The 24,217-nt window shown below is 62.7% G+C and carries 15 protein-coding genes; 7 read left to right on the top strand and 8 right to left on the bottom strand.

All coding sequences use genetic code 11. From position 1 onward, the window contains the following. Positions 1-137 precede the first annotated feature (137 nt). Positions 138-1,031: a LysR family transcriptional regulator gene (locus J3P79_RS19165; protein ID WP_434605076.1), complete on the top strand. Its 894-nt coding sequence runs from the start codon at positions 138-140 to the stop codon at positions 1,029-1,031. Positions 1,032-1,034: 3 nt separating this feature from the next. Further along, positions 1,035-1,631: a tRNA-uridine aminocarboxypropyltransferase gene (locus J3P79_RS19160; RefSeq protein WP_434605074.1), complete on the top strand. Its 597-nt coding sequence runs from the start codon at positions 1,035-1,037 to the stop codon at positions 1,629-1,631. 143 nt (positions 1,632-1,774) lie between these two features. On the opposite strand, the gene J3P79_RS19155 is transcribed toward J3P79_RS19160, so the two are convergent. From J3P79_RS19155 to J3P79_RS19145, 3 genes are all read right to left on the bottom strand, one after another. Continuing rightward, positions 1,775-3,139 (bottom strand): HlyD family type I secretion periplasmic adaptor subunit, encoded by a 1,365-nt coding sequence (locus tag J3P79_RS19155; protein WP_434605072.1) that lies wholly within the window; start codon positions 3,137-3,139, stop codon positions 1,775-1,777. Positions 3,140-3,209: 70 nt separating this feature from the next. Next, a complete protein-coding gene (locus tag J3P79_RS19150; protein ID WP_434605070.1) occupies positions 3,210-5,369 on the bottom strand; it encodes a type I secretion system permease/ATPase in 2,160 nt (719 codons plus the stop codon). 19 nt (positions 5,370-5,388) lie between these two features. Further along, the gene (locus tag J3P79_RS19145) at positions 5,389-6,747 is read right to left on the bottom strand and encodes a TolC family outer membrane protein (RefSeq protein ID WP_434605068.1); all 1,359 of its coding nucleotides are present in this window, start codon (positions 6,745-6,747) and stop codon (positions 5,389-5,391) included. A 449-nt stretch (positions 6,748-7,196) separates the two neighbouring features. Between J3P79_RS19145 and J3P79_RS19140 the strand changes: the two genes are divergently transcribed. Beyond that, on the top strand, positions 7,197-13,568 hold the full coding sequence (locus J3P79_RS19140) for a retention module-containing protein (RefSeq protein WP_434605066.1): 6,372 nt from the start codon (positions 7,197-7,199) through the stop codon (positions 13,566-13,568). Positions 13,569-13,730: 162 nt separating this feature from the next. Here the strand turns inward: J3P79_RS19140 and J3P79_RS19135 are convergent, their stop codons facing one another. Together J3P79_RS19135 and J3P79_RS19130 are read right to left on the bottom strand one after the other, a co-directional pair. Next, positions 13,731-14,126, bottom strand: a complete 396-nt coding sequence (locus tag J3P79_RS19135; protein ID WP_434605064.1) for a YbaN family protein — start codon at positions 14,124-14,126, stop codon at positions 13,731-13,733. 8 nt (positions 14,127-14,134) lie between these two features. Beyond that, entirely contained in the window at positions 14,135-14,722 is a 588-nt protein-coding gene (locus tag J3P79_RS19130; RefSeq protein ID WP_434605062.1) for a UPF0149 family protein, read from the bottom strand. A 260-nt stretch (positions 14,723-14,982) separates the two neighbouring features. On the opposite strand from J3P79_RS19130, the gene recQ reads away from it, so the two are divergent. From recQ to J3P79_RS19115, 3 genes are all read left to right on the top strand, one after another. Further along, positions 14,983-17,109 carry a DNA helicase RecQ gene (recQ, locus tag J3P79_RS19125; RefSeq protein ID WP_434605060.1) on the top strand — a complete coding sequence of 709 codons (2,127 nt, stop codon included), beginning with the start codon at positions 14,983-14,985 and terminating at the stop codon, positions 17,107-17,109. 116 nt (positions 17,110-17,225) lie between these two features. After that, positions 17,226-17,660 (top strand): MarR family transcriptional regulator, encoded by a 435-nt coding sequence (locus tag J3P79_RS19120; protein WP_003199001.1) that lies wholly within the window; start codon positions 17,226-17,228, stop codon positions 17,658-17,660. Between the two features lie 113 nt (positions 17,661-17,773). Further along, positions 17,774-19,753 carry a FimV/HubP family polar landmark protein gene (locus J3P79_RS19115; RefSeq protein ID WP_434605058.1) on the top strand — a complete coding sequence of 660 codons (1,980 nt, stop codon included), beginning with the start codon at positions 17,774-17,776 and terminating at the stop codon, positions 19,751-19,753. Positions 19,754-19,789: 36 nt separating this feature from the next. Here J3P79_RS19115 and J3P79_RS19110 read toward each other — a convergent pair whose 3' ends face one another. Continuing rightward, entirely contained in the window at positions 19,790-21,991 is a 2,202-nt protein-coding gene (locus J3P79_RS19110; protein WP_434605056.1) for a patatin-like phospholipase family protein, read from the bottom strand. A gap of 71 nt (positions 21,992-22,062) precedes the next feature. On the opposite strand from J3P79_RS19110, the gene J3P79_RS19105 reads away from it, so the two are divergent. Further along, positions 22,063-22,350: a SelT/SelW/SelH family protein gene (locus tag J3P79_RS19105; RefSeq protein ID WP_434605053.1), complete on the top strand. Its 288-nt coding sequence runs from the start codon at positions 22,063-22,065 to the stop codon at positions 22,348-22,350. A 6-nt stretch (positions 22,351-22,356) separates the two neighbouring features. On the opposite strand, the gene J3P79_RS19100 is transcribed toward J3P79_RS19105, so the two are convergent. Both J3P79_RS19100 and J3P79_RS19095 read right to left on the bottom strand, forming a co-directional pair. Beyond that, a complete protein-coding gene (locus tag J3P79_RS19100) occupies positions 22,357-23,247 on the bottom strand; it encodes a DMT family transporter (RefSeq protein ID WP_434605051.1) in 891 nt (296 codons plus the stop codon). A 92-nt stretch (positions 23,248-23,339) separates the two neighbouring features. Continuing rightward, on the bottom strand, positions 23,340-24,089 hold the full coding sequence (locus J3P79_RS19095) for an AraC family transcriptional regulator (RefSeq protein ID WP_434605049.1): 750 nt from the start codon (positions 24,087-24,089) through the stop codon (positions 23,340-23,342). Positions 24,090-24,217: the final 128 nt, after the last annotated feature.

Raw genomic sequence — 24,217 nt, 5'->3', positions numbered from 1 at the left:
TTATCAGGGGCCGATTTTGCGAAAAGCCGTTGGCATGAAGAATCGCTGGCGGCAAATACTTAGTTCAGATTTTTCTAAACTAATGGTGGGCCAGGGGATAGACTCCGCCGTGCCCCGCCCGAATTTGGAGTCCCCCAATGGCCAACCCTCTACCCGACCTGAAACTGCTGCGCATTTTCGTCAGCGTGGTCCGGCACCAGGGGTTCGCCAATGCCCAGCACGAGCTGAACCTCTCCACCTCGGCCATCAGCACTTATATGAGCCAGCTCGAATCGACCCTGGGCCTGGTGCTTTGTCATCGTGGACGGGGCGGGTTCAGCCTGACCAGCAAGGGCGAGTTGTTCCATCAGGAAACCCTGCGCCTGTTGGGCGAGCTGGAAGGGTTCGAGCAATACGCCGCCGCGCTCAAGGGTGAACTGCGTGGCACGCTCAACCTGGGTGTGATCGACTCCACCGTCAGCGACAAGGCCTTGCCGTTCGCCGAAGCCATTGGTGCCTACAGCCAGGAACATCCGGCGGTGCACCTGCATCTGTCGGTCCTCAGCCCTTATGAATTGCAACTCGGCGTGCAGGACAACCGCCTGGACCTGGCCATCGGCGCGTTTTCCACGCGCATGAGCGGGTTGGTCTATATGCCGCTGTACCGCGAGCAGCACTGGCTGTATTGCAGCAACCGCCACCCGTTGTTCAGCGAACGACGTATCCCGGAACAACTCATCACCCAGCAACGCATGGTCGGGCGCGGTTACTGGAGCCAGGCCGAACTGGCTCGCCATGGCTTCAAGCACAGCGCGGCGACAGTGGAGAGCATGGAAGCGCAGTTGATCCTGGTGCTGTCAGGCGCCTACATCGGTTACCTGCCCGAGCATTACGCCCAGGCCTGGGTCGACAAGGGCGATTTGCGCGTGCTGCTGCCGGCGACCTTCGGCTATCAAGCGCCGTTCTCAATGATCGTGCGCCGGGGTCGCAGCCGCGAGCCGCTGATCCAGACCTTCCGTGATCTGCTCAAAGCTCAACTGAACCAGGCCTGACCAATGTCCAGACTCCAATGCCCGCGCTGCCTCAGGCCCCAAAGCCATTGCCTGTGCCCGTTGATCCCCCGCCTCGACAGCCGCACTCGCGTCTTGTTGTTGCAGCATCCCAGCGAAGTGAACCACGCCTTGAACACCGCCCGGCTGGCGGCGTTGGGGCTGACGAATGCCGAGTTGATCGTGGGCGAGGTGTTCGAGGATCTGCCCCGGCTGCTCGATCAACCGGGCTATCGGGCGCGGTTGCTGTTTCCCACCGACGACGCACAGCCGCTGCAAACCTACAGCCCCACCGACGAGCCGCTGCTGTTGGTCGTTCCCGATGGCACCTGGCGCAAGGCGCGCAAATTGCTGCACCTCAATCCGTTGCTGGCGGCGCTGCCGAGGGTGACGTTGGCCGATGGCGGTGTGTCTCGCTACCGCTTGCGCAAGGCGCCAGGGCCGGGGGCGTTGTCGACGGTGGAGGCGATTGTCCAGGCGTTGCAGGTTCTGGAGGCACCGGTGAGTTTCGAGCCGCTATTACGGCCATTCGAGACGCTGATCGAGGGGCAGATTGCGGCGATGGGGGAGGAGACGTTTCGGCGCAATCATGCTGAGAAATGAGAGTTGTACTTGCCGGCCCCATCGCGAGCAAGCTCGCACAGTTGATCTTCAGTGCACACAAGATTTGTGACCGCCACAAATCCAATGTAGGAGCGAGCTTGCTCGCGATGGCGGCCTCATGATCAGAGAGGCCCAGCTAGAAACTACCGCTCGCGCATCGCCTCGGTCCGCGCCTTCAACACCGGCTTGAGCAGATAATCGAGGACACTTTTCTCCCCGGTGATGATATCCACCGTCGCCACCATTCCCGGAATGATCAGCAACGGTTTTGCATCCCCACCCAAATGGTTCCTGTCGGTGCGCACCTGGATCAGATAGAAACTGTTGCCCTTGTCATCGGTGATGGTATCGGCGCCGATCAATTCGAGCTTGGCGCTCAGGCCGCCATAGATCGTGTAGTCGTAGGCGCTGAACTTGACCATGGCTTTCTGGCCCGGGTGCAGGAAGGCCACGTCCTGGGGGCGGACCTTGGCTTCGATCAGCAGGTTGTCTTCCAAGGGCACGATCTCGATCATGTCGCTGCCGGGCTGGACCACGCCGCCGATGGTGTTGACCTTCAGTTGCTTGATCACCCCGTGTACCGGCGAGACCACGGTGGTGCGCGTCACACGGTCATCGATGGCGATGCTCGAGGCGGTGATTTTCGACAGTTCCGTGCGTTTCTCGTTGAGCTCCTTGGCCGCGTCGGAACGGAAGGACTGTTCCGATTCGTCGATCTTGCTCTTGATTTCATTGATCGCCGACTCAGCCCGCGGAATCGCCAGGGTGGTGGCGTTGAGCGAGCCCCGGATTTCCACCGCGCTACGCTTGAGCCGCAGGATCTCCACCGGTGAAACCGCCCCGGTGCGCACCAGCGGGGCCGACATGTTCATCTCTTCTTGCAGCAGGGCCAGCGCCGAGCTGAACTGCCCTTGCTTGGAACGAAACTCCGCCAGTTCCTGGGTTTTCTGCCGCAGTTGTTCGGTCAGGGTCCGTTGTTCGCTGGCCAGGCGCCGCTGGCGTTGTTCATACAGTGCGCGTTCGTCTTCGGCCACTTGCGGCGCCTTGCCGGTGACTTCGGTGGATAACTGCAGCGGCCGTCCTTCCGCTTCCGCCGACAAACGTTCGACCTGGGCCATCAAGGCATAACGATCGGCTTCGCTCTCACCCTTGTTCGACAGGAACCGCGTGTCATCCAGGCGCAGCAAGGTGTCGCCCTTGTTCACCATCTGGCCTTCGCGCACGAAAATCTCGGTGACGATGCCGCCCTCCAGGTTCTGGATCACCTGGATCTTGCTCGACGGAATCGCCTTGCCTTCGCCTGTGGTGACTTCCTCCAGGACCGCCAGTTTCGCCCAGACCAGCCCACTGACAATCAGCCCGGCCGCCAGCCACACGGTGACGCGCGAGCGACGGGGCGAGTCCTGCAGCGTCGCGCCGGCGGTTTCCGGCATGAACTCGCTTTCGGCGCTTTTGCTGAAACTGCCGAAGTAGCTTCGGGCGGCTGGATCGGGTGTTTGAGCAGACATGGGGCGGTACCCGTTGATTGAATGTAATGATCTGGTGTGCGGCTTTGGTGGCGAGGGGATGTGTCGGCTTCTATACCGCCGCGGAGCCCACCCGTCCCTTGCGCAGCGCATCGATCACCGCGTCCTTCGGCCCGTCCGCCACGATCCGGCCGTTATCCAGCACCACCAAACGGTCCACCAGGCTCAGCATCGAGGTGCGGTGGGTGACCAGCAGCACGGTCTTGCCTTGCACGTGGGTATGAAGCTTTTGCCGCAGGGCGTCTTCGCTGCTGTTGTCCATCGCGCTGGTGGGTTCGTCCAGCAGCAGGATCGGCGGGTCGAGCAACAAGGCCCGGGCCAGCAGCACGGCCTGGCGCTGGCCGCCGGACAGCAACTGCCCGCGCTCGCCCACCGGACGGTCGAAGCCTTGGGGATGCTGGCGGGCAAGTTCGGTGACTCCGGTCAGTTCCGCCACTTCGAGCATGCGTGCGTCGCTGATGTAGCGAGCGCCGAGTGTGAGATTGTCCCGCAGGCTGCCGGCCAGCAGTGGCAGGTCATGGGCGACGTAGCCGATCTGTTGGCGCAGGTCGGCGACGTCCAGCTGCCGCAGGTCCAGGCCGTCCAGCAGCAACTGGCCTTGCTCCGGTGCATAGAAACCCATCACCAGGCGCGCCAGGGTGCTTTTGCCCGAGCCGCTGCGGCCGATGATCCCGACCCGTTCGCCCGGCTTGAGGCTGAAACTGACATCGGCCAGCGCCGGAGCGTCCTGGCCGCTGTAGTGGAAGGTCACGCCGTTGACGTCCAGCGCGCCCTGCAATTGGGTGCGATCCAGCGGGCGCTGCTTGGCGTCACGCTCCTGGGGCAAGGCCATCAGCGCGTCGGTGCTGCGCATGGTGAGCTGGGCTTGCTGGTAACGGGTGATAAGCCCGGCGATCTGCCCGAGTGGGGCCAGTACACGGCTGCCGAGCATGTAGGTCGCCACCAGTGCGCCGACGCTGAGGTTGCCGGCGATGATGCTGTAGACCCCGGCGACGATGGTGGCCATGCCCGCCAGTTGTTGCAGGAACAAGGTGCCGTTGGTTGCCAGGGCCGAGAGGTTGCGCGCATGGCTGTCCAGGCGGGTGAGGGCGCCGTGGGTACTCTCCCATTGATGCTGGCGCTCGCTTTCGGCGCTGCAGGCCTTGAGCGTTTCCAGGCCGCCGAGGGTTTCGATCAACAGGGCTTGGCGTTGGGCGCCCAAGGCCAGGCTTTTTTGCACGGTGTCGCGCAGGCGCGCCTGGATGATCATGGCGAAGACAATGGTGATCGGAAACGCGACCACGGGAATCACCACCAGCCAGCCGCCCAACAGGCCGATCACCACCAGCATCAGCAGGGCGAAGGGCAGGTCGATCAGGCTGGTGAGGGTCACCGCCGTGAGAAATTCCCGCAGGCCCTGGAAGTCATGGATGCTCTGGGCAAAGCCGCCGATGGTCACCGGCTTGGCCTTCATTGCCATGCCGGTGATGCGCTCGAACAGGGTGGCGGAAAGAATCACATCGGTCTTCTTGCCGGCGGTGTCCAGCAGATGAGCGCGCACCACCCGCAACACCAGTTCGAAACCGGTACCTATCAACAGTCCCACGGCCAGCACCCACAACGTTGAGGTGGCCTGGTTCGGTACCACGCGGTCGTAGGTCTGCATGACGAACAGCGGCACCATCAGCCCTAGCAGGTTGATCAGGAAACTCGCCAGGATCGCGTCGCTGTACAGCCAGCGCGACAGTTTCAAGGTGTCGCGAAACCAGGCTTCGACCCGCGGCACCAGCGGCGCGCGCAGGTCTTCGAGTTCGTGGCGCGGCCGGGCGAAAAGTGCCTGGCCGCTGTAGTCGGTGGTCAGTTCCTCGCGGCTGACCCATTGTTCGCCGCCATCGGCCTCGCTGGGCAGGATCAGTGCGCGACCGTCCTCGCCCCAGCGCCGCAATACTGCACAGCGGCCCCCGGCGAGGATCAGCATGACCGGCAGATTGAGCGCCGAAATGTCCGCCAGCTCACGACGCAACAGTCGCGCCTGCAAGCTGGCCCGGGCCGCTGCGCGGGGCAGCAGGTCCAGGCTCAAGCGTTGGTGCGCCATAGGGAGCCCGGCGCTGAGGCTGGCGCGGCTGACGGTCGCGCCATGGAGTTTGCAGAGGATCAACAAGCCGTCCAGCAAGGGATCATCGAAATTCAAGCGCGGGTCGGCGCTCGGGTTTGTGGGTTCCATGCTGGTCACTTCGATCGCTCCCACTGGATTACTTCAGTTCCGGCAGGCGAGCCTGGTTCTTGACTTCGGTCTGCGCGACTGCGTCGGCCGGCAGCACGATCCGTTGTTTTTGCAGCAGCAGGCCCATGTTCGCCAGCACCCGGTACATCGAATACTCCTCGGTGTAACGCACCTCGGTGTAGCGGCGGTTGGCGTTGTACAGCTCGTTTTCGCTGTCGAGCAGGTCGAGCAGGGTGCGTTGGCCGAGGCCGAACTGGTCCTGGTACGCGGCGCGCACGCGGGAGGTGGTTTCGGCGTACTCGCGGGCCGTCGGGGTCTGTTTGCGGGCGTTGAGCATGGCGTTCCAGGCCAGGCGCGTGTCTTCGTTGAGCTGGCGCAGGGCGTTGTTGCGGATGTCCATGGCCTGGTTGATCTGGTGGGCGTTGGACGCCAGCCGCGCCTTGTCGCTGCCGCCACGGAACAGGTTGTAGTTCATGACTACGCCCAGCCGCCAGTTGTTGTCATGGCCTTCCTCGCCGCCGAGGTTGTTGTTGGCGCCCACTGCTGCTTCGGCATCGAAGCGCGGATAGAACGGCGACTTAGCGACTTCGTACTGGCTTTCGGCGGACTGGATGTCAGCCTGGGCCGATTTCAGGTACGGGTTGTTATCCACCATACTTTGCTGGGCTTCGCGCAGGTCGGCGGGGATTTCACCTTTGGTGGACGCTGGGGTTTCCAACTCATCGGGCATACGCCCGACCACGCTGTAGAAGTTCGCTTCGGCGTCGGCCAGGTCGACCTGGGCGGTGTCGTAGTTGTTTTCCGCCAAGGCTCGACGGGCATTGGACTGGTCGGAGTCGGCGGTGCTGCCCACCCCGCGCTCGGTGCGCAGGCCGATCTGGTCGTTGACCCGCAGGTGCGCTTGCAGGTTGTTCTTGGCCAGGGTCACCAATTCCCGGCGCTTGAGCACTTCCAGGTAGACCTCGATGGTCCGCAGCGCAAGGTCCTGGGCGGTGCCCTGGGCGTAATAGGCCCGGGAATTGACCACGCCCTGGGTACGCTGCACTTCATTGGCGGTGTTGAACCCGTCGAAGATCATTTGCCGCAGGCGCAGCTCCGACTGGGTGTAGGTCAGGATGTTGGTGTGATGGTTTCCCAGCGCGCGGGTATTGGTGTTGTCGCTGTAGCCGCGGCCATAACCTGCGTTCAAATCCACCGACGGGAAAAAGCCCCCCCTGGCGACCTTGACGTCTTCGTTGGCCGACAAACGGCTGTCCACCCGTTGCGCCAGTTCAGGGTGCGTCGCAATGGTGCTCTGGATCGCTTCGGTCAAGGACATGGCCTGCACGTAAGAAGAGCAGGCCATGGCCAGTAAAACCGCGCTGCAGAGGGGGGTAAGAACGCGCATGGGGTGCTTCTCCTGAGGTCTGTTGTGCTTCGTTGTCGCCAGAATATTGACGTTTAAAAGATCAAAACCGTTTCAACCTTGTAACAACACAGCTAAGAACATCCTAGAGCAAACCTAAGAAGAATTTCTCATAACGCTTATTCCAAAAAAAACTTATGTGGTTGGAAAAAACCAGCACATTGTTCAAAGCGAAAGCCTTTCTGTACAAGGCTTCTGACGACTTTTGGGCGTCAATAAAAAGTTCCTGATAATTTTTGAAACGATGTGAAGAAGCGCTGGATGGTTCAAAAACGAGACAGTTTTAGTGACGTTTTTTTGTCGTTGTGACAATTTGATGGTCCCTTCTACCGTTCCGAAAGCTGACAGATTTTCCAAAATCTGACGGCGACCTGAGCACAGATTCTTCACCTAGACAGGTGCCGACTTGGTTGGCAGCGGAGGGAAAGCACATGGCAGCGCTCATCGGTACCGTCAGCAAGGTGGTGGGGCAGGTTTTCGCACAGGACGCCGGTGGGCTGCGGCGCCCCCTGGTCGAAGGTGATCGGCTGTATGCCGGCGAGCACCTGGTCACCGGGGCTGAAGGCGCTGTCGCGGTGCATCTGCAAAACGGCCATGAGCTGACCCTGGGGCGCGGCAGCGACTTGACCTTGACCCCGCAATTGCTCGCCGACCAGCAGGCGCCTCGGGTGGACACACCACAAACGCCGACGCCGAGCGAGGCCCAGCTCACTGATGTGCAGCAACTGCAGCAAGCCATCGCCGCCGGCGCCGACCCGACCCAGGCTGGCGAGGCCACGGCTGCCGGGGCCGAGGGCGGCAACCCGGGCGCGGTGGGCGGCGGGCACAGCTTTGTGTTGCTTGAAGAGGTTGCTGGACAGGTCGATCCACAAATCGGCTTCCCGACTGCCGGCTTCAATGGCATACCGGAGCTCCCGCAGCTGCAACTGGCGGCTGACCCGGATGGCGACGTCGATGGCGACGACGCAAGCGTACCGCCGGTGGTTCCAGAAACCCCCGACAACCCCGTCACCCTCGGTGGCCTGACCGTGGACGAGGGTGAACTGACCGCCAACGAATCCAACCTTGCCGAGGGCACCGCCAGCAACCCCGGTGCATTGGTGCGAAGCGGCACCTTTAGCGTTTCGGCGCCTGACGGCCTGAGCAGCTTGAGCATCGGCGGCATCAGCGTCATCACCGGCGGCGTGCCCGCAGGGTTACCGCAGTCCGTCACTTCGCCCTTGGGCAATACGCTGACAATTACCGGTTATGATCCGGCCACCGGCGTCGTCAGCTACAGCTACACCCTGACCGACAACGAAACGCATCCGGCGGGCGGCGGTGCCAACACCATCAGCGAGCAGTTTCCGGTGGTGGCCATCGACACCGACGGTGATACCGCGAACGCAAGCCTGGACGTCAACATCACCGACGACGTCCCTGGGGCGATCGACGACAGCCACGCCAGCACGGCGTCGGAAACCCTTGTCACGCTCACTGGCAATGTCTTGCCCAACGATCATCAGGGCGCTGACCGCATTCCCACCGGCCCTGACAGCGGGCCGATCATTGGCGGCACGTTCACCGGCACCTACGGCACCCTGGTCCTCAATCCCAACGGCACCTACACCTACACGCTGAACACCAGCGATCCACAGTTCGTCGCGTTGCAGGGCGGCGGCAACGGCACGGAAACCTTCACCTACACCCTGACCGACGCCGATGGCGACACCAGCACCGCAAACCTGGTGTTGCAGGTCCACAACAACGACGATCCGGTGACCATCGACGGCCTTGACACCGAAGGCGGTGAACTCACCGTCCAGGAGAAAAACCTCGACGACGGCAGCAGCCCGGACACCTCGGCGCTGACGCAAAGCGGCACCTTCACCGTGACCGCGCTGGACGGCGTGCAGACCTTGAGCGTCGGCGGCATCACCGTCGTCAGCGGCGGCGTGACGGCAGGTTTTCCACAATCGATCACCACGGCGCTGGGCAACACCCTGACCGTGACCGGCTTCAACGCCGCCACCGGCGTGGTCAGCTACAGCTACACCTTGCTCGACAACGAATCCCACTCCACCGCCAACGGCGCCAACAGCCTGGGCGAGCAATTTGCGGTGGTGGTCACCGACGATAACGGCACCACGGCCAACGGCAATCTGGATGTGAGCATTGTCGATGACGTGCCCAACGCCGTGGACGACAACAACGCCGGCACCGCTTCGGAAAGCAACCTGACCCTCACCGGCAGCGTGCTGCCCAACGACAGTCAAGGCGCCGATCAGGTGGCGTCCGGTCCGATCACTCCCGGCACGTTTACCGGCACCTACGGCACCCTGGTGCTCAACGCCGACGGTTCCTACACCTACACGCTCAACGCGTCCGATACCGATTTCAAAGGCCTGAACGGCGGCGGCAACGGCACGGAAACCTTCACCTACACCCTGACCGACGCCGATGGCGACACCAGCACCGCAAACCTGGTGTTGCAGGTCCACAACAACGACGATCCGGTGACCATCGACGGCCTTGACACCGAAGGCGGTGAACTCACCGTCCAGGAGAAAAACCTCGACGACGGCAGCAGCCCGGACACCTCGGCGCTGACGCAAAGCGGCACCTTCACCGTGACCGCGCTGGACGGCGTGCAGACCTTGAGCGTCGGCGGCATCACCGTCGTCAGCGGCGGCGTGACGGCAGGTTTTCCACAATCGATCACCACGGCGCTGGGCAACACCCTGACCGTGACCGGCTTCAACGCCGCCACCGGCGTGGTCAGCTACAGCTACACCTTGCTCGACAACGAATCCCACCCCAACGCCAACGGTGCCAACAGCCTGGGCGAGCAATTTGCGGTGGTGGTCACCGACGATAACGGCACCACGGCCAACGGCAATCTGGACGTGAACATCGTTGATGACCTGCCCACCGCCCACGCTGACTCCGCCTCGGTGGATGAGGGCGGGACGGTCAGCGGCAATGTCCTCAATAATGACGACGGCGGTGCGGATGGGCCTGCGGCGAGCGGCGCGGTGATCGGTGTTCGCGCCGGCAGCGATACCTCGACCTCGGTCATCGGCGGCCTCAATAGCCAGATCAACGGCACCTACGGCTACCTGACCCTGGACGCCAACGGCAACGCGGTCTACCACAGCAACCCGAACGCCGTCAGCGCACCGGGCGCCACCGACGTGTTCACCTACACCGTGCGCGACGCCGATGGGGATGAAAGCACCACCACCATCACCATCGATGTGTACAACAGCGGCCTCGTCGCCGCTCCGGACGATGAAATCAGCGTGCACGAAAGCGCGCTCGACCTGAACCAGGACGGCCAGGACCTGGCGCCTGGCACCGTCGCCGGCAGCCTGCCGGACGCCACTCGCGAAACCGCCAGCGGCAGCCTGCTCGACTCGGTGACCGGTGCCGTCGGCGCCGTCACCTTCGCCCTGGTTGGCAATGCCATCGGCGCCCACGGTCAACTGCTGCTCAACCCGGACGGCTCCTACACCTACACGCTGACGTCACCCGCCACGACAACGCCCGCCGCCAACGACGGCCCGAATGAGCTGAGCGAAAGTTTCACTTACCAGGCCACGGATTCACTCGGCAACACCGTCACCAGCACCATCGTCATCACGATCGTCGATGACGTGCCCAAGGCGCATTGTGATACCGCCGCGGTGGTGGAGGGCGGGACGGTCAGCGGCAACGTGTTGCACAACGACGTGCTGGGCGCCGACGGTGGCACGGTGATTGGCGTGCGCGCCGGCAATGACACCTCAAGTTCGGCCAATGGTGGCCTGAATACGCAGATCAATGGCACCTATGGCTACCTGACCCTGGATGCCAGCGGCAACGCGGTTTACCACAGCTATCCGGGTTCCGTCGGCGAGGCGGGAGCCACCGACGTGTTCACCTACACCGTGCGCGACGGTGACGGCGATGAAAGCACGACCACCATCACCATCGATGTGCATAACAGCTGCCTGGTTGCCGAGACCGACCATGACATCACCGTTTACGAAAAGGCCCTCGACCTGAAACAGGACGGCCAGGACCTGGCGCCCGGCACCGCGACCGGCAGCGAGCCGGGCTCGTCCAGCGAAACCGCGACCGGCTCCCTGGTGGGGGCGGTCACCGGCGCAACCGGAGCCGTCACGTTCGCCCTGGTGGGGGGTGCCACTGGCGCCCATGGTCAACTGCTGCTCAATCCCGACGGGTCCTACACCTACACGCTGACCTCACCGGCGGCCACCTCACCCAATGCCAACGATGGCCCGAACGTATTGACTGAAACGTTCACCTATCAGGCCACAGACGCCTTGGGCAACAGCACCACGGGCAACCTGGTGGTCAGCATCGTCGATGACGTACCCAAGGCTGTCGCGTCCGAGCGCTCGGTCACGGCGACCGAGATCGATTCGAACCTGCTGATCGTGCTCGACGTCTCCGGCAGCATGAAAGACCCCTCCGGCGTGCCAGGCCTCTCACGAATGGACCTGGCCAAACAGGCAATCAATGCCTTGCTCGACAAATACGACGACATGGGTGATGTGAAAGTCCAACTCGTGACCTTCAGCGGCAGCGCCACCGCCCAGAGCCCCGTGTGGGTGGACGTGGCAACGGCCAAGACGTTGATCGCCGCGCTCAATGCCCACGGTGACACCAACTACGATGCGGCCGTGGCGATGGCCCAGACTTCGTTCGCCACCTCGGGTCAACTGACCGACGCCCAGAACATTGGCTATTTCTTCTCCGACGGCAAACCGACCTTGGGCGAGATCGACTCGGCGGACGAAGCCGCGTGGAAAGCTTTCCTCGAAGCCAATGACATCAAGAACTATGCGATCGGCCTGGGCAGCGGCGCGAGAAACATCAACCTCGATCCGCTGGCTTACGACGGCAGCACGCAGACTGACACCAACGCGGTGGTGGTCACCGACCTGAGCCAACTCAACTCGGTGCTTTCCGGCACCGTGCAGGGCGTGCCGGTCGCCGGCAGCCTGTTCGGCGAAGGTGGTTCGTTCGGCGCCGACGGTGGATTTGTCAAAAGCCTGGTGGTGGATGGCACGACCTACAACTACAACCCGGACGCCAACGGTGGCCACGGAGCGCTGACCGCCAGCGGCGGAGTCAACCATGGCGCCTTCAACACGGCGACCAACACGCTGAGCATCGCCACCGGCCACGACGGCACCCTGGTGGTCAATCTGGATACCGGCGCCTTCAGCTACACATCCCAGACCAACACCGGTACGTTGATCACCGAGAACATCGGCTACACCCTCAGCGATAACGACGGCGATCTGGCCAGTTCCAACCTCGTCATCAAGGTCCAACCCAACAGCCCTCCCGTGGCGGTCGATGACAACATCATCACCAACGTCCTGTCGGGCAACATCGTGGTGCCCGGTGAGCTGCTGCTGGGCAACGACAGCGACGCCAATGGCGACCCGCTCACGGCGTCGCCGACCAGTTTCAACACCGGCTGGGTCGGCAAGGGCGCGGACTTCACCGGCAGCACCGGTACTGCGAGTTTCGCCGGCAATAACGTCCAGTCGATCAACCTCAACCGCAGCGCCTTCGTCGCCAACGCCGCGAGCATGACCGCCGTGCTGGTGGTCAGTGGCGCGCTGGGGTCCGTGTCGAACAACAACAGCAACGATGAAGACCGGCTCAACATCAGCCTGAAGCAGGGCGAAACCCTCACGCTGAACCACGACCTGGCGGCGGGTCGCATCGCCATGGAGTACGCCTTCAACGGCGGGCCGTTCATCGCGATCAGCGATGGCGCTTCGTTCACGGCGGCGGCGACCGGCAACTACCAGATTCACGTGATCAACATCCCGAATCCTGGCAATGGCTCGGAAAACTACCAACTGTCCATGACCGTCAACTACGCGGGCGCCCAGGACAGTACGGCGGATTTCCACGGCACCTACACCGCCAGCGACAACCACGGCGGCAGCGACAGCGCCGGGGTAGGCATCAGCTATCAAGCAGGCCACACCCTCACGGGGACGGCAGGCGACGATGTGCTGCTGGCCGGCAACGGCGACAACGTGCTCAACGCTGGCGACGGCGATGACATTCTTGCCACCGGCACGGGCAACAACACCCTGCATGGCGAAGCGGGCAATGATTTGCTCTACAGCGGCACCGGCAACGACCTGCTCGACGGCGGCACCGGCAACGACACCGCCAGCTACGCCCATGCCACCGCTGGCGTCACCGTGAACCTCGGTCTGCTGGCCGCGCAAAACACCTTGGGCGCCGGGACCGATACCCTGGCGGGCATCGAAAACCTCGTCGGCTCGAACTTCAACGACACCCTGACCGGTGACAGCGCGGGCAATCGCATTGACGGTGGGCTTGGCCATGACGTGCTCAATGGCGGTGGCGGCGACGACATCCTGATCGGCGGCCTGGGCAACAACACCTTCACCGGTGGCAGCGGCGCCGACACCTTCCAATGGCAGGCAGGCAACAGCGGCCACGACGTCATCACTGACTTCACCCCGGGCCTCGACAAACTCGACTTGTCCCAACTGCTATTGGGCGAGAACGGCAGCGCCGCGTCCCTGGACGACTACCTGCACTTCACCGTCACGGGGGCCGGTGCATCGGTCATTACCAGCATTGACGTCAGCAGCACCGCCGGCGCGACGCCGAACCAGACCATCGACCTGGCGGGCGTCGATCTTGCCAGCCATTACGGCGTCATGCCGGGATCGGGTGGAATGATTGGCGGAGCTGATACCGCGACGATCATCAATGGGATGTTGAATGATCATTCGTTGAAGGTAGACACGGTGTGAAACCAAGAGCCTGTGGCGAGGGAGCTTGCTCCCGCTCGGCTGCGCAGCAGTCGTAAAACCGGCTGGCGCGGCCTGCCTGGAGGACTGCGTTGGCTGGTTTCAGGGCGGCTTTGCCACCCAGCGGGAGCAAGCTTCCTCGCCTAGGGAACACCGAATTATTGCTCAGCGGCTGCGCAACGTCTTCTGCCTGAGGATATATATCGTCACCAGCACCGCACTGGTGAGCATGAATCCCCGCGCCCACGGTAGGGGCACCAAGTAGCAGGACAGCAGGATGCTCGCCCACATCAAGCCGATCGCGTAGACCTTGCCCTTGAGCGGAATGCCATGACCGCTGAGGTAGTCGCTGATCCATGGGCCGAGGCGGGGATGTGTTACCAGCCAGTGGTAGAAGCGCGGCGAACTGCGGGCGAAGCAGGCGGCGGCCAAGAGGAGGAAGGGGGTGGTGGGGAGAACAGGAACGAAGATGCCAATGACCCCCAGCACCACGCTCAGCCAGCCGATGGCCAGCAGAGCGTAACGCAGGATCAGCGGGCGCTTGCCGATGGGGGCGGGCACCCGGTGGCTCAGTGATGGCGAGGCTTGAGAATCGCCGGTTTCTCGTCCGGGGCATTGCACAGCAGGTACAGGGCCGTCAGCGCTTCGGGGATCTGCACGATCATGTCGTCCATCAGGTTCGCATCGGCGGCAATGTCGGAAAACTCCGGTTGCTCGTCGAACAGGCCGGACCCGACCATGATCGGCAGAAGCATTTCGCTGACTTCTTCCTCGGCGGTTTCGAACCAGGCGGCTTCGCGCAGGAATACGCCTTCCATGAAGCCGATGCACCAGCCGCGCAGTTCCGAATCGTCCGGGTCGTCGCCCAGGTCCAGTTCGCACGGCAGCTCGAATTCCTCATCGGAGGCCAACTGACGGGCGATGTGGGCCTTGAGGCCGACCAGCGTGGCTTCGATTTCGGCCCGCTGGGCTTCGTCGCTGTAATGCGGCTCTTCGGCGAACAGGGCGTCGATCCATTCACGGTCCGGCACCGCTTCGGAGCAGATCGACAGGGCGGTCAGATAGCCATGAGCGGCCACGTAATCCAGCGCCTCTTCGTGCAGCTCATCGGCGTCGAGGAAGACTTGCAGGCGGGTCAGTTGCTCAGCGAAGGACATTACGGGCTACCTTGGGGAATAAACAATGCGGGAATTCTAGGCCTTCTTGAGCGGGCAGGCCAGCCGCGTGGTGGATTTGCCTTCTTGCAAACGCTAGCACCTCCTGTCAGCAGCCCCCTGCGCAACGAAACCCTCGGGTATACTGCCGCGTTTTGCGATGCCCTGCGGTCGGTTGGAAACGCGCACTTACGATTCGCCAGTGCAGTGTTTGTGATTCTGGACCAGCCTTGCAGGGATGTTTCGGTGATTTTGGAGTTTCTATGCTCGAACAGGCTCAACGCGTTCTCAAGGACATCTTCGGCTACGACAGTTTCCGTGGTCGCCAGGGTGCCATCATTGAGCGCGTGGCCAGCGGTGGCGATGCCCTGGTGCTCATGCCCACCGGCGGCGGCAAGTCGCTGTGCTTCCAGGTGCCGGCGCTGCTGCGCAACGGTCTGGCGGTGGTGGTTTCGCCGCTGATCGCCTTGATGGATGACCAGGTCGCCACTCTGGAAGAACTGGGGGTCGCCGCCGCGTCGCTGAACTCCACCTTGAGCGCCGAGCAACAGCGGGACCTGGCGGCGCGCATCAAGCGCGGCGAGGTGAAAATGCTCTACCTGGCGCCGGAGCGCCTTGTACAGCCGCGCATGCTGGCGTTCTTGCAAAGCCTGGAAATCGCCCTGTTCGCCATCGACGAAGCGCACTGCGTGTCCCAATGGGGCCACGACTTCCGTCGCGAATACTTGCAGCTGGGACAACTGGCCGAGCTGTTCCCCGATGTCCCACGCATTGCCCTGACCGCCACCGCCGACAAGCGTACCCGCGAAGAAATCGTCGACCGCCTGCATCTGCAGAACGCCGAGCGGTTCCTCTCCAGCTTCGACCGCCCGAATATTTTCTATCGCATCGTGCCCAAGGAGCAGCCGCGCAAGCAATTGCTGGCATTCCTTGCCGAGCGGCGTAGCGACGCGGGCATTGTTTATTGCCTGTCGCGCAAGAAGGTCGAGGAAGTCGCCGCATTCCTCAGCGAACAAGGTTTCCCGGCATTGCCTTATCACGCGGGCCTGCCCAACGATCTGCGGGCTTATCATCAAAAGCGCTTCCTCAACGAGGAAGGCCTGATCATGGTGGCCACCGTGGCGTTCGGCATGGGCATCGACAAGCCCAACGTGCGTTTCGTCGCTCACCTGGACCTGCCCAAGTCCCTGGAGGCCTATTACCAGGAAACCGGGCGTGCCGGTCGAGATGGCTTGCCCGCGGACGCCTGGATGGCCTACGGCCTGCAGGACGTGGTGATGCTCAAGCAAATGTTGCAGAACTCCGAGGGCGATGAGCGACACAAGCGCCTGGAGCAGCACAAGCTCGACGCCATGCTTTCGCTGTGCGAAGAAACCCGCTGCCGTCGCCAGACCTTGCTCGCCTATTTCGACGAAGACATGCCCCAGCCGTGCGGCCATTGCGATAATTGCGTCGACGGCGTGGAAACCTGGGACGCCACCGAGCCGGCCCGACAGGCGCTTTCGGCGATTTATCGCACCGGCCAGCGCTATGGCGTCGGGCACCTGGTGGACGTGTTGCTGGGCAAGGACAACGAGAAAGTCCGCAGCTTCGGCCACCAGCACCTGTCGGTGTTTGGCGTGGGCAAGGCCCGCAGCGAGAGCGAATGGCGCTCGTTGTTCCGGCAGTTGGTGGCGCGTGGCCTGGCGGACATCGACCTGGAAGGCTACGGTGGCCTGCGCCTGAGCGCGACCTGCCGACCCCTGCTCAAGGGCGAAGTCACTCTGGAGTTGCGCCGCGACCTCAAGCCGGCGACAGCGGTCAAGAGCAGCAAGAGCCAGGCCAGCCAACTGGTGCGCGGCGAAGAGCGCGATCAATGGGAAGCCTTGCGTGCCCTGCGGCGCAAGCTGGCCGAGGAACACGGTGTTCCGCCCTACGTCATCTTCCCCGATTCAACCTTGCTGGAGATGCTCCGCAGCCAACCGACTTCCCTGGCGGAAATGGCCCGGGTCAGTGGCGTCGGCGCGCGCAAACTCGAGCGTTATGGCGAGGCCTTCCTCCAGGTGCTGGGCGGCGAAGCCGAGGCACCGCCAGCGGTGGCCGATGTGCGCCACGAACTCATCACCCTGACCCGCGCCGGCATGACCCCGCTGCAGATTGCCGGCCAATTGCAATGTTCGGAAAAGAACGTCTATACGATGCTGGCCGAGGCCATTGGTGAACAGCAACTGTCCTTGGAACAGGCTTTGGATCTGCCGGAAGAGTTGATGGGCGAAGTACAGGATGCGTTTCTCGATGGGGAAGGCGAGTTGCCTCCCGTATCAGAAGTTGCCGCGTTGTTTGTAGGACGTGTCCCTGAGGGCGTCTTGTATTGCGTCAGGGCTGCGCTGCAATCGGAATTCGAAGTCTGATCAACCCGTTACGTTCCTTTAACGATTCACTACAGTGCGAGCCTTGCCTGAATCCAAAGGTCATGCTTAGCTAACTAATAATTAGTTTTTCTCTATTTAAGATTGATGAGTTTTTTATGCCTTTGACCGATCAACACCGTTTTGGCATGCAACTGGCCCAGATGTCCCGTGGCTGGCGCGCTGAATTGGACCGTCGCCTCGCTGGGTTAGGCCTGTCCCAGGCGCGCTGGCTGGTGCTGCTGCACTTGGCCCGTTTCGAACAGGCGCCGACCCAGCGCGAGTTGGCCCAGAGCGTTGCCGTCGAAGGCCCGACCCTGGCCCGCTTGCTCGACAGCCTGGAAACCCAGGGACTGGTGCAACGCCAAGCCGTGGCCGAAGACCGCCGGGCCAAGAAGATCGTGCTCTGCGCCCCGGCGCTGCCGTTGATCGAACAAATCGAAACCATTGCTACGCAGCTGCGCCGGGAGTTGTTCGAAGGCGTCGACGAAGCGGATATGCGGGTCTGCATGCGAGTCCACGGCACTATCCTGGCCAATCTGGAAAAATCCTGAGGCATATCCCTGGCGCCAGGCTTTTGAGATTCGGCGGTTAGCGAACTATAACCAGTACTAAGCGATCGTATTGGAAGCGTTTGCGCTCAGTCTGGTAGTCGAAAGGGATACCCATGCTTGAAAGTTTGCAGTCCACGTTGCGCAGTTGGATCAACGTGTCGGTCGTCGTGGGTGCCCTGGGGTTTCCCGCCCTGGCGTCGGCGCTGGGGCTGGGGGAGATCACGCTCCATTCAGCCTTGAATCAGCCGTTGCGCGCCGATATTGCCCTGGTTGATGCGGCGGGACTCAACGAGAGCGACCTGTCTGCAAGCCTGGCGGCGCCGGAGGACTTCAGCCGTGCCGGGGTGGAGCGGGTATTCTTTCTCAATAACCTGCGCTTCACTCCCGTGCTGCGCGGCGGCCGCAGTTTCATTCGGGTGACGTCCAGCAAGCCGGTGGAGGAGCCGTTCCTTAATTTCCTCGTACAGCTCAACCAGCCCAACGGGCGACTGTTGCGCGAATACACCGTGCTGATCGACCCGCCGGGCACCCCAGGCGTTGTGCCGGTCGCTGACGAACCTTCTGCCGCAGCCCAAGCAACAACATCGGCCATCAAGCCGCCCCCGGCGACACAGGGCAAACGCTACACCGTCATACAGGGCGACAATCCCTGGGTGATCGCCAAGCGTCTGCATGATGCGGGCAGCAATGCGTCGGTCAACGAACTGATGCAAGGGATCCAGGCGCTGAACCCCGGTAGCGAGCGGCTTTCCATCGGCCAACGCTTGTTGCTGCCCGATTCGGCTATCTTGCCTCCTGCTGTCCAGCCCCCCGCAGCGGCGCGTTCCGGCGCGTCCGATAACAGCGCTGAACAATTAGCGGACAGTGTCCTGCTGGGCCAACAGCAACAGCAGACGATCGAACAACTGCAGGCCAGGGTCCAGTCCCAGGACCAGGAAATCGCCGGCCAGCGCCAGCAGATCAGCGAGCTCCAAGCGCAACTGGCCCAGGCCTCGGCACCGACGATCACCTCGGAACTTGCTCCGGAAACCGCCGAATCCACCGAACCCGCTGAATCCGTTCCCGCGGTCGACACAGCGCCAGTGACGGAGGCCGAAGGCATCGACTGGCTGTGGGTAGGGGGATTGGCGGGGCTGCTTGGGTTACTGGCGCTTTTGCTGCTCCTTCGTCACCGGCAACAGCAGGCATCGACAGGGACTGGGCCTTTGGCCGAACATCAGCGTGACTTGAACCTGGATGATGACACCGAAACCTATGCCGAGAGCGCCGAAATCGAGCCCCCCGAGGTCGTCGCGTCCTTCAATAACGGCGACGCTCCCATGGGAGACGTGCTCGAGGGCGTGGGGATCTACCTGACGTATGGCCGCTTCAACGAAGCCGCGGGGCTGCTGCGCGCGGCATTGCTGGCCGAGCCGGAGCGTACCGACCTGGGCCTGAAGTTGTTGGATGTACTGGGTAAGCAGGGCGACGTCATCGGCTTCCAGGCCCAGGAAAATCATCTATTGGCCCAAGGCGTCGCTCATCAGGCGCTGGAGGATATTCGCAACCGTTACCCGAAAGTCACCCCGGTCAACGCGCCGGCGGAAACTTCGGCTGAACTCCAGGCTCCCATGCCCGCGCCCGAACCTGTTGCTGCGCCCCACGATGAATTCGAGTTGAAGCTCGATGGGCTCGCCCTGGAAAACAGCTGGGACTTGGCCGATGACCAGCCGGCGCCCCCAGAGCCAAAAAACACTCCCTCCACCGCTGCCGAAACGCTGACGTTATCGGGTTTTGACGAGCCGGACCTGCAGTGGGGGGCGCCGTTGGAAACGGAGTCGTTGGACGATGATTTCCTCGATGGGTTTGCCGACGAAGAGCAGGCGCTGGAGCTGGAGCCGATGCCCGTTGGACCTGAATTCGAATCCCTTTCGCTCGAACCTGTTTCCTTCGAACCGCAAGCATCGGAGCATTCGGAAAAACTTGAAGAAGCCCAGAATCGCATCGACGAGGGCGACCTGAAGAGCGCTATTACGCTGCTGGAAGAGCTGCTGCAAGAAGGGGATGAACCGCTCAAGGAAACCGCCCGGGTGCTGCTGGCCGGGATTCGTTGAGGGTTCGGCGCTCCTGCACGGGGATGCTACGGGGCCTTAAAACGTCTGCCCCAGGTTCAGATACACCGCCTGCTCGTCGTCATCATTGAAGCCATAACTGAAGTTCAAAGGCCCCAGCGGCGTGTCAAAGCCCAGGAAGACACTGGCGGCGTTGATGTAGCCACTGTCGAACTCGTTGTCGTTGTTCCAGGCCCGGCCGCGCTCCAGCGAGCCGCCGATGTACAGCGGGAAGTCCAACGGCAGGTAGGCGCGAGGCGTGAGCCTGCGGTAATACACCGCGCGCATCAGGCTCATGTTCTGGCCGGATATCCCGTCTTCGCGAAAGCCCGACAATTGCCGTGCGCCGCCGAGGACAAAACTGGACGTCACGACCTCGGCAGTGTCGAGGGTGCGGCCGTAGCGCCCGCCCAGGATGAAGGTGTCCGGGCCGCTGCTCAGGGCCTTGTCCAGCTTGAATTCCCACTGGCGATAACGCTGGTCCGAACCCAGGCCCGGTTCGTACTGGCGCCAGGACAAGCCGATGTCTTCGCCATCGTGGGGGAAATACACGCTGTCCAGGGAGTCGAACGAATACTTGAGCTCGTAGAAGCCCTCGTTGAAGTTTTCGCTGGGCTGGTCGTGGTCGCCGATACGCACATCTGCCTTGCCCCAGGCCTGGCCGACACCGAAGCGGATCTCCCCGCTGTTGCCGATCTGCCGGCCCAGGTTCAGGCCGAAGCCGTAGCGTTCGACCCTATATTGCGCCACCGGATCGTTGTCGAGGATCGACTCGACATTGCGCGATTCGAACTGCCCGTAGGGCGCGATGAAGTAGCGTGAACCGACATCCAGCGGCTGGTAGAACTCGCTGTACAACTCTTGTTTGTCGCCAATCTGCGCCCGGGTCAGCCATTCGGCACCCAGGCGATTGATGCCGTTGACCCGATAACTGGCGCCAAGATTGAAGGCGCTGTCGCCGCGCATGTCGTCCGACAGGCTCAAGCCCAGGCGAAGGTAATCAGTGCCGGTGCGTCTGCCCCGGGCATTGATGACCAAGGTGTTGTCCGCGCCTTTGTGCACGACGCGGTATTGCACCTGCTCGAAGTAATCCAGGCCGTACAGCGTGCCCATGTCGGTTTGCAGGCGACCCAGGTCCAGCGGTTCGCCGATTTGCTGGCGAATGTAATAGCGGATCACGTCGTCGCCGACCTTCGAGTCGTTTTCCACCCGGATCCCAGTGATGATCGGCGTGCGCTCGTTCGCGGTGCGTGCCGCCAGCAGTTCGGCGTCGGCCGGCTCGGCAGGACGCAAGTGCGCCAGGCGCGCTTCGAGTATGCGTGTGGCGCGGTAGCCGGCATCGATCATCTCCGGAGCCCGGCCGAAATCGGTGGAGCCAAAACTCGCCAGGGCCGGTTGGATCAACACATCGTTTTTGCCTAATGTGGCCAGTTGCTCCTCGGAGTTGCGCCGGGTCATCAGCGTCGTCGACTGGTTCAGCACATCCACCACCGTGACCAATTGCTTGCGGGTGCGCAATGGGGTGCCGATGTCCACGACAATAGCCACGTCCACACCCATTTCCCGGGCCACATCCAAAGGGATGTTGTCGGTCATGCCACCGTCCACCAATAGCCGACCGTCCAGTTCAACCGGCGCAAACACGGCCGGAATCGACATGCTGGCGCGAATGACCTTGGGCAGGTGGCCCTTGCGAAACACGACCTTTTCGCCGGTGGCGATGTCGGTCGCCACGGCGCGGAAAGGAATGGGCAGTTTGTCGAAGTCCCGGGTATCACTGGCGTGGGCGAGCAGGCTTTCCAGGAGCAGGGCCAGGTTCTGTCCCTGGATCACCCCTAGCGGCAGGCCGAGGCTGCCGTCGTCGCGAAAGCTCAGTTTCTGCTTTACCAGGAAATCACGGTCGTCCTGCTTGCGCCGGAAGGGCACGTCCTTGCGCGGCGGGGCATCGGAGAGGGCTTGTTGCCAGTCGATGCCCAGGGCGAGCTTCTCCAGTTCGTCGATCTTGTAGCCCGAGGCGTAAAGGCCGCCGATCACCGCGCCCATGCTGGTGCCCGCGATGGCGTCGATCTTGATGCCTTGCTCTTCCAAGGCCTTGAGCACACCGATGTGAGCCAGGCCACGGGCCGCGCCGCCGGACAGCACCAGGCCGATCTTCGGGCGCGGTGTTTCGACGGTGGGCTCGTTGGCATGGCCGAGTAACGGCAAAAGCAGAAGAAGCAGGCAAGGCAGCAGGCGGCGCATGGTCAATCTCGAAGCTGGCGATCAAAGGCGAGTAGTATAACGACGCCTTTGGAACCAGGAGTTCACCCGCAATGAGCGCAAACAAACCGGAAATCGTCATCACCTATTGCACCCAATGCCAATGGCTGCTGCGGGCCGCCTGGCTGGCCCAGGAACTGCTCAGCACATTCGGCGACGATCTCGCCAAGGTGTCCCTGGTGCCAGGCACCGGTGGGGTTTTCCACATTGGCTGCGATGGCACCCAGATCTGGGAGCGCAAGGCGGATGGCGGGTTTCCCGAAGCCAAGGTACTCAAGCAGCGGGTCCGCGACCAGATCGATCCGGAGCGCGACCTGGGGCACAACGATAGAATTCAATGACCGGGCTCAGTGAGACGGGGCCTGGGCGCCAGCGCTGTTTTTTTTCGTGCCGTCCAGCTGGCTCGACACCACGATCGCAACGATGATCAGCACGCCACCGAGCAACATGCGCAGCGTCGGGTTTTCATCGAACAACAGCCAGGCAATGGTGATGCCATAGACGGGCTCCATGGCGAACACCACCGCGGCGGTGCGGGCCTTGATCACCGCCAGGCTGGCGACGAACAGGCTGTGGGCCAGGCCTGTGCAGAACACCCCGAGCAGGCCGATCCACAACCAGTCGAGCGGACGAACCTCGGCCAATTGCGGCGCAGCCATCGGCAGCAGGCAGAGGCCGACCACGACGTTCTGGCAGAGCGCTGCCTGTACCGGTGGCACATGTCCGGAGCCGGCGCGATTGGTCAGCGACAACAGTGAGAACAACAGCCCCGAGGCCACCGCCCAGAGCAGGCCGGTGGTAGCGCCGCTGGCCAGGTCGAAGGTCGGGGTGACCAGCACCAGGCCGACGCTCACCAGTACCACCAGGACGATTTCGTTGGCGCGGATTCGCTCGCGGAAAATCAACCCTTCGAGCAGCACCGTGAAGGCAGGAAAACTGGCGAATCCCAGGGTGGCGATTGCTACGCCGGCGACTTTCACCGAAATGAAGAAACTCACCCAGTGCCCGGTCAGCAACAGGCCGCCGAGCAGCAACCGGCGCATGTCCCGGCCCCGGAGTTTTTCCCAGCGGGTCGGGCTGGCGAATCGGGCAAAAGCCGCGAGGGCCAGCACGGCGAACACCGCGCGACCGAATACGATGACGGCCGGCGAGGCTGCGGCGAGTTTGCCGAATACACCGGTCAGGCCGAACATGAGTGCGCCGATGTGCAGGGCGCCGAGGGCGGTACGGGGTGTCATTGCAATCCTTGGTGAACGGTTGGACGTTCGGCCATTAAGCCCGCTGCCAACGGTTTTTGTCTGTCGCGATCCTAGCGATTTTTAGCGCGAGACTAGCGTGACTGCCTAAGCTTGCCCGGTGAGACGCCGAACTCGCGCTGCACGGCTGCGGCGAAAGCGCTTTGCGAGCTGTAGCCAACTCGATGGGCAATCTCACCGATCGGCAGTTGCGAGTCACGCAACAACCCTACGGCCTTGTGCAGGCGGCGACTGCGGATGTATTCCATCGGTGTCTGGCCGCATTCGGCGACGAAACGGGCATGCAGGCGAGCGCTGGAAAGCCCGGCGACGCGCGCCAGGTCCGCCACTTGCAGCGGGTAGGCGGCATATTGGTCGATGTGAGCATTCAGCGCGGCATAGGGCAGGCGCCGGCCGCCGACGGTTTCCTGGTGCCCCCCGTTGAGGCTGGCGAGCAACAACACTGCGCCTTGCTGGGCAATCACCGGGTCGTCCACCGGGCTGCTCGCCAACCAAGTCACCAACTGGCTTTGCCCCGCATCCAGCGGCAGGCGACTGGTGCTATCGAGCAACCGGCGGCTGGCGTCGGCATGGTCGCCCAGGCATTGCCCGACCCACTCGTCGCCAGGCACATCGAGCACCAGGCAGCGACTCCCTTGTGGGCTGCCGCACGCGTGATGAGCACCGGCCGGCACCACGACGAAGCTCTGCTGCACCACTTGGCTGCCACGACCCTCGACTTCGAAGTCCAGCGCGCCAGACAACCCGAACACCAATTGTGCGTGGTCATGGCTGTGGACAATCAGATCGTGGCTGTAGTGGCGTAGCGTGAGGATCGGTCTCATCGCGGTCTCCCGTGGCTGGCGGTCAGTCTACACCGAGGGCGCAACGCCTCGCGCTGTCATGTAATCGACTTATTGCTGTCACGGAGCATTAACCGCTCGGGTGCACTGTGGTGAAAACGATCAGAGGG

The organism is Pseudomonas sp. R1-7, assembly GCF_051132105.1.
Classification (GTDB): Bacteria; Pseudomonadota; Gammaproteobacteria; order Pseudomonadales; family Pseudomonadaceae; genus Aquipseudomonas.
The sequence above is the reverse complement of the archived record's forward strand: the minus strand, read 5'-3'. Positions and strand labels throughout refer to the sequence as shown.

Coding starts and splice junctions, on each gene's coding strand:
- J3P79_RS19140 (WP_434605066.1), top strand. CDS start 7,197: ATGGCAGCGCTCATCGGTACCGTCAGCAAGGTGGTGGGGCAGGTTTTC.
- J3P79_RS19160 (WP_434605074.1), top strand. CDS start 1,035: ATGTCCAGACTCCAATGCCCGCGCTGCCTCAGGCCCCAAAGCCATTGC.
- J3P79_RS19155 (WP_434605072.1), bottom strand. CDS start 3,139: ATGTCTGCTCAAACACCCGATCCAGCCGCCCGAAGCTACTTCGGCAGT.
- J3P79_RS19120 (WP_003199001.1), top strand. CDS start 17,226: ATGCCTTTGACCGATCAACACCGTTTTGGCATGCAACTGGCCCAGATG.
- J3P79_RS19095 (WP_434605049.1), bottom strand. CDS start 24,089: ATGAGACCGATCCTCACGCTACGCCACTACAGCCACGATCTGATTGTC.
- J3P79_RS19130 (WP_434605062.1), bottom strand. CDS start 14,722: ATGTCCTTCGCTGAGCAACTGACCCGCCTGCAAGTCTTCCTCGACGCC.
- recQ (WP_434605060.1), top strand. CDS start 14,983: ATGCTCGAACAGGCTCAACGCGTTCTCAAGGACATCTTCGGCTACGAC.
- J3P79_RS19165 (WP_434605076.1), top strand. CDS start 138: ATGGCCAACCCTCTACCCGACCTGAAACTGCTGCGCATTTTCGTCAGC.
- J3P79_RS19145 (WP_434605068.1), bottom strand. CDS start 6,747: ATGCGCGTTCTTACCCCCCTCTGCAGCGCGGTTTTACTGGCCATGGCC.
- J3P79_RS19100 (WP_434605051.1), bottom strand. CDS start 23,247: ATGACACCCCGTACCGCCCTCGGCGCCCTGCACATCGGCGCACTCATG.
- J3P79_RS19110 (WP_434605056.1), bottom strand. CDS start 21,991: ATGCGCCGCCTGCTGCCTTGCCTGCTTCTTCTGCTTTTGCCGTTACTC.
- J3P79_RS19115 (WP_434605058.1), top strand. CDS start 17,774: ATGCTTGAAAGTTTGCAGTCCACGTTGCGCAGTTGGATCAACGTGTCG.
- J3P79_RS19105 (WP_434605053.1), top strand. CDS start 22,063: ATGAGCGCAAACAAACCGGAAATCGTCATCACCTATTGCACCCAATGC.